The sequence below is a fragment of the Humidesulfovibrio sp. genome (genome assembly GCF_030689645.1).
Classification (GTDB): domain Bacteria; phylum Desulfobacterota; class Desulfovibrionia; order Desulfovibrionales; family Desulfovibrionaceae; genus Humidesulfovibrio.
In genome coordinates, this window is sequence record NZ_JAUYFU010000048.1 from 1 (window position 1) to 13,930 (window position 13,930).

The 13,930-nt window shown below is 61.9% G+C and carries 9 protein-coding genes and 1 tRNA gene; 7 read left to right on the top strand and 3 right to left on the bottom strand.

The features are described 5' to 3' along the window. From Q8O35_RS06810 to Q8O35_RS06820, 3 genes are all read left to right on the top strand, one after another. On the top strand, positions 1–5,062 hold a 5,062-nt coding region (locus Q8O35_RS06810; RefSeq protein WP_305571893.1), incomplete at its 5' end, for a hypothetical protein. A 19-nt stretch (positions 5,063–5,081) separates the two neighbouring features. Continuing rightward, positions 5,082–6,092, top strand: a complete 1,011-nt coding sequence (locus tag Q8O35_RS06815; RefSeq protein WP_305571894.1) for a hypothetical protein — start codon at positions 5,082–5,084, stop codon at positions 6,090–6,092. A 2-nt stretch (positions 6,093–6,094) separates the two neighbouring features. Next, a complete protein-coding gene (locus Q8O35_RS06820) occupies positions 6,095–6,778 on the top strand; it encodes a hypothetical protein (protein WP_305571895.1) in 684 nt (227 codons plus the stop codon). Positions 6,779–6,977: 199 nt separating this feature from the next. Here the strand turns inward: Q8O35_RS06820 and Q8O35_RS06825 are convergent. From Q8O35_RS06825 to Q8O35_RS06835, 3 genes are all read right to left on the bottom strand, one after another. Further along, positions 6,978–7,053 (bottom strand) — tRNA-Thr (locus Q8O35_RS06825). A gap of 174 nt (positions 7,054–7,227) precedes the next feature. Then, a complete protein-coding gene (locus tag Q8O35_RS06830) occupies positions 7,228–8,469 on the bottom strand; it encodes a molybdopterin molybdotransferase MoeA (RefSeq protein WP_305571896.1) in 1,242 nt (413 codons plus the stop codon). Next, positions 8,466–9,140, bottom strand: a complete 675-nt coding sequence (locus tag Q8O35_RS06835; protein WP_305571897.1) for a molybdenum cofactor guanylyltransferase — start codon at positions 9,138–9,140, stop codon at positions 8,466–8,468. The genes Q8O35_RS06830 and Q8O35_RS06835 overlap by 4 nt, the downstream gene beginning before the upstream one ends. Before the next feature lie 190 nt (positions 9,141–9,330). Here Q8O35_RS06835 and Q8O35_RS06840 point away from each other — a divergent pair, with 190 nt between their 5' ends. The 4 genes from Q8O35_RS06840 to Q8O35_RS06855 all read left to right on the top strand — a co-directional run bounded on the left by Q8O35_RS06840 (position 9,331) and on the right by Q8O35_RS06855 (position 13,901). Then, positions 9,331–11,433 (top strand): acetate--CoA ligase family protein, encoded by a 2,103-nt coding sequence (locus Q8O35_RS06840; RefSeq protein WP_305571898.1) that lies wholly within the window; start codon positions 9,331–9,333, stop codon positions 11,431–11,433. Between the two features lie 51 nt (positions 11,434–11,484). Next, entirely contained in the window at positions 11,485–12,552 is a 1,068-nt protein-coding gene (locus tag Q8O35_RS06845; protein WP_305571899.1) for a phosphotransacetylase family protein, read from the top strand. A gap of 167 nt (positions 12,553–12,719) precedes the next feature. Next, complete coding sequence (tmcA, locus tag Q8O35_RS06850; RefSeq protein ID WP_305571900.1) at positions 12,720–13,124, top strand: acidic tetraheme cytochrome c3 TmcA; 405 nt, start codon at positions 12,720–12,722, stop codon at positions 13,122–13,124. 24 nt (positions 13,125–13,148) lie between these two features. Further along, entirely contained in the window at positions 13,149–13,901 is a 753-nt protein-coding gene (locus Q8O35_RS06855; RefSeq protein ID WP_305571901.1) for a class I SAM-dependent methyltransferase, read from the top strand. Positions 13,902–13,930 lie beyond the last annotated feature (29 nt).

Consider the following 13,930-nt stretch of genomic DNA (forward strand, 5'->3'; position numbering starts at 1 on the left):
GCTGACCCAGGTGGAGCAGGGCGTGTGGGACCAGCTTGTGGCCATGCTGCGCGACTGGCTGAAGGGCATGGGCGTGGTGGACCCGCAGGCGCTGACCGATGCGGACCTGGCCAACGCCGTGCGCGCGGCAATCCGCTGGACGCGCTACGGCGAAGGCGGGCCAACCGCGGTGAAAACCGAAGAAATGATGGCGGCGCAGTCACCCCCACCTGCTGGCCCACATTTAGGGGCTGTTGAGACACGCGAAGATGCCAACGGCGAGAAGTACGTCTATGAGAACAAACTTTCGGAAGAGGAGTCTATCACCACCGAATATTCATCTTCTAACAGCGGCGTATACAGAAAAGTCAAATTGTCCAATGGGAAACAAGTCCATTCGGTTCTGAACTCCGTTGGTGAGTTTGTGGACGCCTCAGATATTAACCGCCGCGCTGATGAGCCAGACCCGGAGGCCCGCGCCTGGACAGGAGATAGGGAGACCGGGGATTTGCTCGCCCAGTTGGGGGCCTTGTCCGAGAATATGGATCTCTCCGGTGAGCAAGCGGGAAAGCTGGTGGAGGTTATCAGGAGGCTTGCGACGGGAAAAATTTCCCGCGAGCAGGCCCAGGTGGAAGCCGACGCCATAACGGGCGCAACGGCTGCGATCATGCAGGACGTCGCAAAGAGTGAACGCGGCGGGGGCATGCTGCACCAGCCTGAGTTGCTGGACAAGGCGCTGGACAAGGCGCGGGATTACGGGCGGCGCATTGTTGAAGCCGCCAAGCAGTGGGCCGAGGTGGTGGACAAGGCCGCTTCCGGCAAGTTGCACGAACGCACCATTCTCCAAATGGGAAAAACGCCGGACCTGTTGACCCAGATAGGTTTGCCCGGCCTGACCATGGTTATGGAGAAAAGCACCTTCGACAAGGTGCAAGCCATTAAGGCCAAACATGGGAGGGTGCATCACTTAACCAAAGAGCAGGTCACGGCGCTGTATAAAGAGATGGCCGACCCTGTGGCTGTGCTGCGCTACGGCAAGGGTAAAAACGGATTCACCGTGGTCACCACTTTGCGCGAAGACGGAGATCCGGTCATCGTGGGCCTTGATGTGGATGTGAAGGCGGGCCGTGTCCGAGTAAACGAAGTGACCTCTGCTTATGGCAGAGAGAGATTCCCTGGCTGGCTTGTGGGAAAAGCCGCGGCGGGTGAACTTGTTTACCTTGAAAAAAAGAAAACTGCCGCGATCCTTGAGGACATGTCCGGCCCACAATTGGCCGGGGTGCTCAGGGCGCGACAGCGTTCTGGTGTAAAGCTATACACCGAAAGCGATGTTGTCAAGCCTATATATGACGACGGCGGGAAGAAGCTGAATCAGGACTCCGCGCCGGGCGAGTCAGCCTATTCCGCCCGCGCCGCCAAGCAGGCCGGACCGCGCGCCGGGGTGCAGTTCCTGGACGATGGCCGGGCCATCATCCACCTGTTCCAGACGGCGGACCCGTCCAGCATCATCCACGAAACCGGGCACATTCTGCGCCGTATGCTGCCGGAGCGCGACCAAGCGATTGTCGAAGACTGGTGCAGCGTAAAGGACGGCCTGTGGACCCGCGAGGCGGAAGAGCAATTTGCCAAGGGCTTTGAACGCTACCTGTACGAGGGCCAGGCACCCACCTCGCGCCTGCGCCGCGTGTTCCAGACCCTGCGCGACATGCTGGTGCGCGTCTACGGCAGCATCCGCAACATCGGCGGGGTGAAGCTTACCCCGGAGGTGCGCCAAGTGTTCGACAGGCTCGTGAGCACCCAGGCGGAGCGCGATGCCGAGGCCCAGGCGGCGGACAGCGTGCACAGCTTCCGCGTGGATGAGGACGCGGGCATGCCCGGCTACGCGGAGGAGCTTGCGGCCAGCTTCAGCGAGATCAAGGACTACGAGGATCTGATGGCCGAGGCCGAGCGCCTAGCCTATGAGCGCTTCGACCTGGAGCGCCGCAAGGAGCACCGGACCCTGCGCGCACAGTGGCGGGCCGAGGCCCGCGAGATCGTGGACGGCTACCTGCCGCACCGGGCAATGGACGCTGCCGTGGCCCTGGGCGGCCTGGATCATGCCATGGTTTCCGAGTCCTACGACGCGGAGTTTGTGCGCCTGCTGACCATGAAGCGCCCTGGGTTGGTGAAGCGCGGCACCGGGCTTTCGCCCGATGCGGTGGCCCTGGAGCACGGCTACACCGACGCGCACGACATGCTGGAAGACATCCTCGACGTTCCGGCCAAGGGCCAGATCATCACCGACTACATGGCCCGGCGTGAGGAGGCCTACCAGCGCCAGCGCGCCCTGGATAGCGACTTTGGCGGCGACTACAAGGCCGTGCAGGAAGCTACGCTGGAGATCTTGAGCAAGCTCACCAAGGCGCAGAACCGGCGCATGGAGACCATGCAGGCCCGCGCCACGGTGGACGAGCTGCGGCTGTATGACCTGGCCAAGCTGCGCGCCCAGGCCAGAATGGAGCGCACGCGCTTGCAGGACCAGGCCAAGCAAGCCTTCAACGCGGGCGACCATCGCCGGGCGCAACTCTTGCTGAACCAGATGAGCCAGAACGATTTGCTGTTGCGCGAAATGGAGCGCGCCCTGGCGGAGCGCGAGAAGATAGAGCGCAGCGCACGCACCATGCTTACGCGCAAGATTGATGAGGACTGGCGGCAGCAGGCGCGCAACTGGGCCGGGCTGTTCGGCCTGGGCGGAGCCAAGGCGGAGCGGGGCGGGCCGGAGCTGCTGGACTTCCTGTCCATCAAGGGCCTGCACCACTTTGTGGACCAGGACGCCATCGCCAGCCTTTCGCGCGTGCCGAAGGGCGCGCTCAGCGTGGACCAGTACCGCGACGCCCACCGCGTGCTGCGGCAGATAATCCATTTCGGCACCTGGGACACGCGCATCATGGGCCAGCGGAAGGCCCAGGAGTTCGATGCCGTTATGGGCCAGGTGCTTGGCGCAATCCTGGCCAAGGGCCCAGCCTCGCCTCAGGTGAATATTCACCCGGAGCCGCCCTCCGCCCGCAGGACCGGGACCATGGGCGAGTTTCTGGACGGGGTATCGGCCTATCATGCCGAGCTGCTCAAGCCGGAACACATCTTCCGCCAATTGGACGGGCAAGAGGACATGGGCGCGGTGTGGAGCGCCTGCTTCAAGCCCATTGTGGGCAGCCGTGGCGACTTCTTGGCGTTGGGCGAGGAGGTGCAGGCCAAGCTTCAAGCGGCCTTCGCCCCGGTGCGCAAGGAGCTGGCCGCCTGGCGCAAGAAGCGCCTGACCATTGAAGAGGTGCCCAGAAACGTGGTTATCCGCAAGGGCAAAGAGGTTGAAGTCCAGCAGGGTGCGCCGCTCCAGCTCACCATGGAGGAGATCGTCATGGTGGCCCTGAACAGCGGCAACGACGGCAACCGCGAGGCCATCAAAGCCGGGTTCCAGTGGACCGAGGGCGACATGGCGGCCATCCTCTCGCGCCTGGGGGAACGGGAGTGGGCTGTGGTGCATCAGGTGTGGGCGGCAATCGAGGCCATCTACCCGCACCTGAACCGCGCGCACAAGCGCCTGACAGGTGTGGAGCTGAAGAAGGTGCAGCCGCTGCCCTTTGTGGCCCGCACGCAAAGCGGCCAGGAGATCGAGGTCAAGGGCGGCTACTTTCCGCTGATATTCGACCGGGAGCTGAACTGGAAGGCGGACCGGCAGGCTGCCCAGGCGGAAATGCAGGATCTTTTCCAGAGCATCTACCAGAAGCCAAACCCCAAGAGCGGCTTCACCAAGGAGCGCGTGGGCGGGCGCATGGCTCCCAGGCTCGACTTTGGCGTCATTGCCCGGCACGTGCTGGACACCGCGCACTACGCCACCCACGCCGTGGCAATACGCGATGTGCAGAAGATCACCACGGACCAGCGCTTCCGCGAGGCGGTGGAAGCTGCCTGGTCCCGCCCGGTGTACGAGCAGATCGCGCCGTGGCTGCAAAACGTGGCGCGGCCCGCCAAAGAGGAGTCCTCGCGCATGGAGCGGTTCTTCGCCCGGACCCGGCGCAATGTGCAAATCGTGGCCATGGGCTGGAAGCCCTTTACGGCCTTTTTGCAGCTCACCTCGCTCACCAGCACTGCCTACAAGGTGGGCTGGGCGCAAACGGTGCGCTCGGTTTCTGCGCTCATCACGCACCCGCACGAGGCCATGCAGTTCGTCTCGGAGCGGTCCATAGCCCTGCGCAACCGCCGGAACAGCTTTGACCGGGATGTGGTGGACATGCTGGGCCAGTTCGACCCGAGCAAGAGCGGCATGTTGGATACCGTGCACCGCACGGCCTTTGCGCTCATTGGGGTGGTGGACAGCGCCGTGGCCTATGCCACCTGGCAGGCGGCATACACCCAGGCCATGGAGCAGAACGGCTGGAGCGAGGAGAAGGCGTGCGAGTATGCGGACATGACCGTGCGCCTATCCCAGGGCGACGGCGCGGCCATGAGCCTGGCCAGGGTGCAGCACGGCAACGAGCTGCGCAAGTTCGTGACCATGTTCTACAGCTGGTTTTCCACCAATTACAACAACATCGCCGAAGCCAACCGCCGGGCCTTTGGCGAGGGCGCAAGCATGCCCAAGACCATTGAGCTGGCCAAGGCCTATTGGTGGCTGCTCATCGCGCCGGCCATTTTGGAACAGCTGCTGCGCAACGGCCCGCCGGACGACGACGAGAAGAAGCGCGGCCTGGGGCTGTCCATCTTCAGCTACTACATGAGCTCGTTCCCGGTGCTGCGCAGCTTGTCGAGCGCCTTGGCTGAGGGACGGTCTTTTGAGCTCAGTCCTGTGCTTTCAGCAATTGAGTCGCCTGTTGATCTTGCCAATGCCTTCAAGGCCAAGAAGGACCGGGGCCGCAAGGTGGCCAAGGCCACGCTGCTTGGCGCGGGCTACCTGTGGGGCCTGCCCTCGCGTCAGGCTGTAACCGTGATGGATGCGGCCCTGGACATGGCCGAAGGCAAGACCAAAAACCCCCTGCGGTTCATCGTGCCCGCACCGAAGAAAAAGAAGAACGCAGCCACTCGCCGGGTTACTTACGGCGGCAACTGATACGAGGAGGAAGGGAGTTATGACGTACACCAGCAGCGCCTCAAAGTCGAAATACGCCGGAAACGGGGTGGCCACGCAGTTCCCAACCGGGTTCAAGTTTTTGAAAAGCAGCCAGGTGAAGGTGCTGCTCGTCACGGTCTCCGGCCCGGTTCCGCTCATTGAGAACACGGACTACACCGTGGCGGGAGCCGGGGCGGTCAGCGGCACCGTGACTTATCCCAAGGCGGGCAGCGCGCGGCAAGTGTTGGCCGCCGGGGAAACCCTCACCATCTACCTAGCGCCGCAGATAGCCCAGGAGACCAAGATTTCGAACACCTCGACCCTGTGGCTTGAAGAGGTTGAGGTGGCCCTGGATCTGCTGACCATGATCTGCTTGTCGCTTCAGGAGGAGACAGGCCGTTCCGTAAAGGTGGCCATACAGGATACCACCGACCCTGCCGCGCTCATCGCACAGTTGCGGACGGACGCGGCAAACGCCACCACGAGCGCGTCTACAGCGGCAACTAAGGCAAACGAGGCCAGCGCATCCGCCGCCGCTGCTGCCGCAGCTGCTGCCAGCGTTCCAAGCGCCGGGACGGTACTGCTCAAGGCAAGCAATCTTTCTGACCTTGCCGACGTTGCAGCCGCCCGCACGAGCCTTGGCCTGAAAAGCGCCGCCCTGCTCGAAAGCACCGTGCTTGCACAACTCGCCGTGGTCGGGGCCTACACGCGCCAGCAGTACGCCGTGCCTGTGGTCCTCACCGCACAGAACGGCGCTATCGCCCTGGACGCCGACCTGCACCAGGACATCGACATTTCCGCCACCGGGGCCATCACCCTGGGCGCACCAGCCAACGCCGTGCGCGGCAAGACCATCTTCATGACCTTGTACGCGGCCTCGGCTTTGGCGATCACCTGGAACGCGGCCTTCAAACCCAATGCAGACAATGCCCTGGACGCCACATTCGCGGCTGGCAAGCGCATCTTCCTGAACTTCCGCTGTGTGGACGGCGCGAACTGGCTGCTCATGGGCCGCACCAAGGAGGCATAGTCATGCATCTTGGCTGCAAGAACATGGTGGGAGGGGCGGTGCGCAGGGGCGTCTACACGGAAGCTTTTGTGCCTGCGAATTATACTGGGCCTGTCACCTTTGCCGGGTATTACGCATGGGAAACACCATTGCAAGTTGCCAGCGGATCTTCATTCACATGCCAAGACCCCTACACAGCAGGTCCAGCAGCGCAAATGCTCTACAGGCCCTTTGAACACTTTGTTGAAACTGAGGGCATGTTTCGCATTGGTTCGGCACTGCACGGTAACCACTCGAATGGAACGCTGTTTTTCTCGCCAGACGCGATTGCAATTGTGGATCCGACATCTTTGGCAGTGGCAACAAACGGGCTGTCAATAAGCGTGATTACGATCAGCTCAGGATCTAATGTTATCGCTTCAAAGCTCGCTCTTGGAAACAAGAACACTGGTTACGTCAGCGGGGCGTACCACGGGAATAGGGCGTATAATGTCGTCACATATTATGATGTGTACTACAAGATTACAGCGACCATGTTGTATGCATCACTTGTAGAGAAGGACGCAGTAAAGCCTGGCACGTGGGAATTATCGCTTGCGCGTGACCCGATGCAGATTGCACACCACGGGATAATCGCAACGTGCCTTAGTAGCAACAACATCTACGGCCCGGCTGTGGTGAATGTCACAAGGCATATTATGGCATAGATAACCGAGGCGCGGCTCAAGGCCCTGCCGGGCGTCGGACAGTCTGGGAGATGATGGCACGCAGCGTTGGATTTTGGCCATATGACTTGACGCAAAGTTTACGCAAGGACGCGTAAAAAACTGCCCAGAATTGACTAGATTTGACAGCAAAGAGAAAGCCCCGCAACGGCGTCAAACCGTTGCGGGGCCTAGTCTGCTCTGGAGCCAGCGAGGAGAGTCGAACTCCTGACCTGCTGATTACGAATCAGCTGCTCTGCCAGCTGAGCTACGCTGGCTGGCTCGCGTCGCGCTTAGATATACAAGGGCTAGGTGGCGGTCAAGGCAAAATTGAAATCTGCTGCACTCAAGAGCGCCAGATCAAATCCGCAGCCGGTGTTATCGCCTGAGTCGAAGTCTGCCGCCAGTGGGGATCGTGGGGCGCTTTGTGAAGTCTGTGATTCTTTTGAGGCTCAGTCCAGCCGGTGGCCGCGTCGATTCTCCCAGATGGGGATCATGGGCAGCAGCTCACCTGTTTCCGCTTTGTCCGAAACGATAAGCAGCCCCTGGGCCTGAAGCATGTCCAGCCTGGCCTCTCGCGTGCGGTCAAGCAAAGGGAGGGCATGAAGCTCTGCCCCGACGGCGGAAACCGTGCAAGGCACAAGGCGCTCCCAACCCAACTGCGGGCCGCCAGGAAGCAGGCTTGTTCGAGCCAGGATAAGCCCTGGCACGGGCAAGGTGCGGCCCCTGAGCCAGCACATGGCGGGAAGAACCAGGGCGTGCATGAGCGCAAACACGGCCCAGGGCGTACCCGGAAGGGCCAGTAGCAGTGTGTTGCCCCTCACGGCGGCAAACATGCTCTTGCCTGGAATGAGCGTCAGCCCTGTGAACAAGGGTTTGAACCCAGCTTCAAGGGCGGCCTGCATGATGAAATCGCGCTGGCCGGGGCCGGTTCCTCCGGTGGTGATGATGCTCTGGTAATCATCCGTGCCGAGCCTGCGGCCAATTTCGCCAAGGTTGTTGGCGCACACATCCGCCGTGACATCAGCAACATTTCTCTGGCGCAGCAGTCCGGCCACAAGCAGCAGGTTGTCCGCAGGCATGTGCCCTGGTGCAGGTGCGGCGTCCAGGGCGTCAAGCTCGTTCCCCAGGGCAAGGGCCAGCACCTTTGGCGCGCGGTAGGCCTTGGCACGAATCGCCCCTGATACCGCCAGCGCTGCCAGTACGGGAGAAGTCAGGTCTTCGCCGCGCCGCACGATGCGCGTGCCTGCCTTGAGGTCGCTGCCCACAGCGCGCACATGCTCTTGAGGCACGACTACGCGCGGCACCTTGAGGATCGAACCCGCGAGGGTCACGGATTCCGAAGTGACCACGCAGTCAGCGCCTGCTGGCAACGGCCCGCCGGTGAGGATGCTCACCGCCTGGCCAGGCTCAAGTGGGGGGGGGGCAATGGTGCTGGGGCGGATCTGTCCGTTGACGGTGAATTCAGTCGGGGCCTCAGCAGTGGCCTGACGCGTGGCTTGGCTCGCAAGGGCAAAGCCGTCAACTGTGGACCGGGGCTCCGAGGGTGTTGAGTGCACTGCGAAGAGGTCCTGTGCGCTGAGCAGTCCCAGGCAGTCCATGAGCGGCAGGTCCTGAACATGGCGCGCGTGGTCGTGAATATGGTGGCGGATGCGTTCCAGGGCTAGATCGCGGGAAATGCGTTCCTGGGTCACTGTTTTTTCTCCTGGGACTGGCGCAGCCTCGCTGCGGTTTGGCGCAGGGAGCGCAGCTCCTCCGGCGTGTTGGCGTTCTTAAAGGACAGCAGATCCTGGTCAGCCTGAAGCAAGGTGGCGACGGGCAGAGGATTCACGCGAACCTGATCGAAGAAGCGGATGATTTTATGGTCGCCGCGGGCCAGTTGGGCCGTGATGTGCGGCAGACAGCGGCGCGAATAGAGTGCGCACAAGGGCTCGAAGTAGCCGTCTGGTTTGCGCGGCAGAACAACGTCGTCCTCTGGCCGCAGGTGGGCCAGCAGGGCGTCCAGCAGGGCCGGGCGCAGGAAGGGGGTGTCGCAGGCGGTGAGGAAGACGTGCTGCGTTTGAGCGTTGGCCAGTGCGGTTTGGATTCCTGTGAGCGAACTTCTTCCGGGCAGCTCGTCCAGGGCCAGCCGCAGGACTTTGGTCTGGTCTTGGTCGCAGATGCCGCGATATGGTTCGGGCTCCTTGGCTACCAGCAGGATGTCCGTGAAGCGTGGCGACAGCACTTCATGCAGCCAGTCGAGAATGCTCTGGCCACACACATCCAGCAGGGCTTTAGGAACTCCGCCCATGCGCGTGGCGGCGCCGCCCACAAGGATTGCTGCGCTTACGGGAGCCCCATGAACATTGCTTGAAACAGTTCGCATTAGAAATCTATATGTTGTGACGGGCTTTTCGGCAACACATGAGAAGGACATTTCTCGCGAAAGATGGCTGGTTTGCCGTGCAGCCCCTTGAGGCGCGGGGCGCGACAGTGTATCCAGGTTGACAACGGGACAGATCGGGACCGCATCGGTGCCGCATCGGCAAAGCCGTGGAGCAACACGGGAGCGATACGTGGATCAGCGCGCCTTGCAGGCTTTTTTCGCACCCAAAACGGTGGCCGTCATCGGCGCGTCGGCCACACCGGGCAAGGTGGGCAATGCCGTCGTGGTCAACATGCTGGCCGCAGGTTTCAAGGGGCGCTTGTATCCCGTTAACCCCAAGGGCGGCAGCATCGAGGGGCTGCCCGTTGCCAGAACCCCGGACGACCTGCCAGGCGGCATCGATCTGGCGGTTTTCGCCGTGCCCCGCGATGCAGTGCTGCCCGCCTTTGAAAGCATGGCGGCGCGAGGCCTCAAGTCGGCAATAGTCATCAGCGCAGGCTTCCGCGAGGCTGGGCGCGAGGGCTATCAGCTTGAGCGCGATCTGGCCGCCTTGGCGCGTAAGCACGGCATCGCGCTTCTGGGGCCCAACTGCCTTGGAATGATAAACACCGCCCACGGCGTCAACGCCAGCTTTTCCGCCTCCCAGCCCGTGCCTGGCAGCGTGGCCTTCTGTTCCCAGTCCGGCGCCCTGTGCCAGGCCATCCTCGACTGGTCACGCGGTGAGCACTTCGGCTTCTCTAAATTTGTCAGTCTTGGCAACAAGGCCGTCCTGAACGAAACCGAGCTTCTGTCCTACCTTGGGAACGATCCCGCCTCCAAGGTCATCATGGGCTACATGGAGAACGTGGACGGCGGCGAGGAGTTCGTACGCGCCGCGCGCGAGGTGAGCCGCAAGAAGCCGGTGATAATGCTCAAGGCTGGCTCCACCAACGCCGGTGCCAAGGCGGCCAGCTCTCACACAGGCTCCATCGCCGGGTCGGATGACGCATATGCCGCAGCTTTTCGCCAGTGCGGCATTGTTCGTGCGCCGGATCTGGAATCGCTGTTCTTTTTGGCCGAGGCCTTCGCCAGTCTGCCTCTGCCCCGTGGACCGAACGTCGCGGTCCTGTCCAACGCGGGCGGTCCCGGCATCCTGGCAGCGGATGCCTGCGAGAAGACACGCCTGCACATGGCCCGGCTGTCGCCGGAGACAATCCAGCGGCTGCAGGCCGGGCTGCCGCCATATGCCTCGGTGTATAATCCCGTGGACATCATCGGCGACGCCGGGGCCGAGCGTTACAAAAAGAGCCTTGAGGCAGTACTGGACGACCCCCTTGTGCATGCGGTGCTGCTGCTCATCGCCCCCACGGCCATGGTTGAGATTGAGGCCACGGCCACGGCCATTGCCCAGGTGGCTCGGCGCTCGGACAAACCGGTGATGACCTGCCTCTTGGGCCGGGCCCACGGCAGCATTGGGCGCGAGCTCTTGCGCCAGGCCGGGATGCCTTGCTACGCCTTTCCCGAACCCGCCCTGCGCAGTATCGAGGCCATGTACGCCTACGCCCAGTGGAGACAGAAGCCAGTGCCTGTCTTTGAACCGCCTCAACGCGATCTCGATGCCGCCCGTCGGGTAGTGGCTGAGGCTGTTGCGCAGGGGCGGCAGGAGCTTTCTGATTTTCAGGCCAGGGAACTGCTGGCTGCCTATAACCTCAGCACACCGCCAACGGTCCTTGCGCGCAGCAGCGCCGAGGCCGTGGATGCGGCAAAGGCGATGGGGGGGCGGGTGGTGCTCAAGGTGGATTCTCCCCAGCTTGCGCACCGCACGGATGTCGATGGCGTGGCTTTGGGCCTTTCTGGCGATGTGGCCGTGCGCCAAGCCTTCAAGGATCTGACCGATCATGTGCGCCGCATCCGGCCAGAGGCACCAGTTTCCGGCTGCCTGGTGCAGGCCATGGCGCCCGCAGGATCGCTTGAAGTGATTGTGTCCATGCGGCGCGACGACCAGTTCGGCCCGCTGCTGATGTTTGGGTTGGGCGGCATCCACTGGGAGATACTGAAGGACATTTCCCACCACTTGACCCCCTTGAGCCGCGGCGAGGCTTTTGGCATGATCCGATCCATCCGTTCCTATCTGCTGCTCAAGGGCGTGGATGGTGAGCCTGCCGTGAATTTTCGCGCCCTGGAAGACGTGTTGCTGGCCTTGGCGGCCCTGGCGCACGATTTCCCGCAGGTTTATGAGGCGGAACTCAATCCTGTTCTTGTGAACAACGATGGGGCGCTGGTGGCCGAGGCGCGGCTGACCCTGCGCACCTGACACCCTGCGTCCACGAGCGTCACGTCTTTGGGCGGGCGCGAGGAGGAATATATGGTTGGCGTGTACATCGGCTCCACCACGGGCTATTCCGGCAAGAACCTCATTGCCATGTCTTTGGGCCTGCGCTTCAAGAAACTGGGGCTCAAGGTTGGCTACATGAAGCCCGTTGGCGCAGTGCCCCGTAAGGAAGACGGCAAGCCGGGCGACGAAGATGCCATGTTTCTCCAAGATGTGTTGGGCCTGCGCCAGGATCCGTCCCTGGTGACTCCGGTGGTGGTGACCCGCGAGTTTACGCGCCGCGCTTTCAGCGAGGATATCGGCGATCTCATGCCAGGCATAGTTGACGCCTACGCTAAGCTCTCTGAAGGCAAGGACGTGATGATCATCGCTGGTTCGGGGAATTTCCTCGGGTCCGGAACTTATTGCGGTCTGGATGGCGTCAACGTGTCCCGCGCCTTGGGGGCCAAGGCCGTGGTCATTGACCGCTACCAGAATGAGCTTAAGTACGACTACCTGCTGCGCTGTCGAGAGGCTTTGGGGGATGATCTGGCGGGCGTGATTCTGAACGACGTTCCGGAGCATTACAGGCCCGAGGTGGACGAACTGCTCGTCCCTTTTTTCCGGCGCAAGGGGGTCGAGGTGCTGGGCGTCATCGCCTCCGACCCGATTATGAGCGCCATCAAGGTCAGCGACTTGGCCGAACGTTTGGGCGGCAAGGTCATCAGTGCGCATCACAAGGCTGACCGCGTGGTGGAGAACTTCCTCATCGGCACCATGCAGGTGGAAAATTTTCTGGCCCATTTCATGCGACACAAGAACTCGGCCATCATCGTCGGCGGTGATCGCTCCGACGTCCAGCTGGTGGCCCTTGAGGGCAGTTGCCCCTGCCTTATCCTCACGGGCAACCTGCACCCCAACGACATCATTCTCACCCGTTCGGAAGTGCTTCAGACCCCCATCATTATGGTTCGCGAGGACACCTTCTCCGTGGCCAAGAAGATGGAGAACATCCTCTCTCGCCACAAGCTGCGCGACATGATCAAGGTCAACCACGGCGTGCGGCTGGTGGGCGACGCCCTTGACTTCGATTTGTTGCGTCAGCGCCTGGGCGTGGAGTGACGCGGCCCGATCTTTCGAGTAGTCACGAGATGCGATTTGTGCGCCTTTTCCGGCGTTGGCCGCATCTGGCTGCATCTGACAGCTAAGCTGGCGACACCGCCTCCCTTGGCCGCGATGCGCCGGTTCCTCTTGCTGGAGCCCCCCCATCATACGACACAGGAGACCTCATGCAGCTCACAAACTTATTGAAAAAAGTAGCCGTGCCTTGCGCCGCTACGTTGGTGGCGGCATTGTGGCTGCTGCCGGCATTTGCCCAGGACAACGTGAAGAGCCTCAAGGATCCGGCCTTCCCAGAGCCCCGTGCCTTGGCTGTGCCTTTTAAGCATAATGAGCACAACGTTAAGGCTGAGATCAAGAACTGTTCTTCCTGCCACCACGCCTATGACGCACAGGGCAGGCGCATCGCGGGGGCGTCCGCAACCCAGCGCCGCTGCTCGGACTGTCACCAGGTCCGGCCCACGCCAGACGACCATGCCCCGGCCCTCATGATGGCCTTTCACAAACTTTGTCAGGACTGTCACCGCAGCAAAGGCAAAGGACCTTTGAAGTGCTCGCAGTGCCATACACAATAACCATCACAATGAGATCCTACTGCAATGAGCGAAGCAGCATTCTTTGAATTGTATCACCCTGGGCTCCCGAGGCTGGGCCCCGGCAGCAGCCAGGACACGGCCAGGGCTTTGGCCCTGGTGCCGGGACTTTCCGATGAACCGCTGATCCTCGATGTTGGCTGCGGCAATGGTGCCCAGACGCTGGCCCTTGCAAGGTTGTTGCCGCACGCGCGCATCGCCGCCATTGACCTGTATCCTCACTTTCTTGAAGAATTGCGGCGGCGAGCGTGTCAGGAGGGGGTGGGTGAACGCATTGAGCCTGTCCTGGGCGACATGTCCTCCCTGAACTTTCAGCCAGAATCGTTTGACCTCATCTGGTCAGAAGGTGCGGCATACCATATCGGCTTCGCCGTGGCGCTCTCCTCGTGGCGAACGCTGCTGAAGCCAGGGGGGTGCATCGCCCTGACCGACATCTCCTGGTTTCATGACGCGCCACCGGCGGAAGTTCGTGATTTTTGGAATCGAGAGTTTCCAGGGATGGAGAGTGAAGCCTCACATCAGGTTCATGTTCACAAAGCTGGGTTCGATCTCCTTGGTCAGTTCCGGCTCCCGGCGGAATGCTGGTGGAAAGATTATTATACGCCGCTTTCCATGGAGTTGGCCGGGTTCCGGCTTCGGCATGCGGATAAGCCCGAGTGGCTGGCCGTGGCCGACATGGCGCAGGAGGAGATGGATATTCACAGACGGTATTCTGATTACTTTGGCTACACCTTCTTTGTGTGTCGACGCAGGGACTAGATTTCGATTGAATTAAAAAAAAGGCCGGG

Coding starts and splice junctions, on each gene's coding strand:
- Q8O35_RS06815 (WP_305571894.1), top strand. CDS start 5,082: ATGACGTACACCAGCAGCGCCTCAAAGTCGAAATACGCCGGAAACGGG.
- Q8O35_RS06820 (WP_305571895.1), top strand. CDS start 6,095: ATGCATCTTGGCTGCAAGAACATGGTGGGAGGGGCGGTGCGCAGGGGC.
- Q8O35_RS06835 (WP_305571897.1), bottom strand. CDS start 9,140: ATGCGAACTGTTTCAAGCAATGTTCATGGGGCTCCCGTAAGCGCAGCA.
- Q8O35_RS06845 (WP_305571899.1), top strand. CDS start 11,485: ATGGTTGGCGTGTACATCGGCTCCACCACGGGCTATTCCGGCAAGAAC.
- tmcA (WP_305571900.1), top strand. CDS start 12,720: ATGCAGCTCACAAACTTATTGAAAAAAGTAGCCGTGCCTTGCGCCGCT.
- Q8O35_RS06855 (WP_305571901.1), top strand. CDS start 13,149: ATGAGCGAAGCAGCATTCTTTGAATTGTATCACCCTGGGCTCCCGAGG.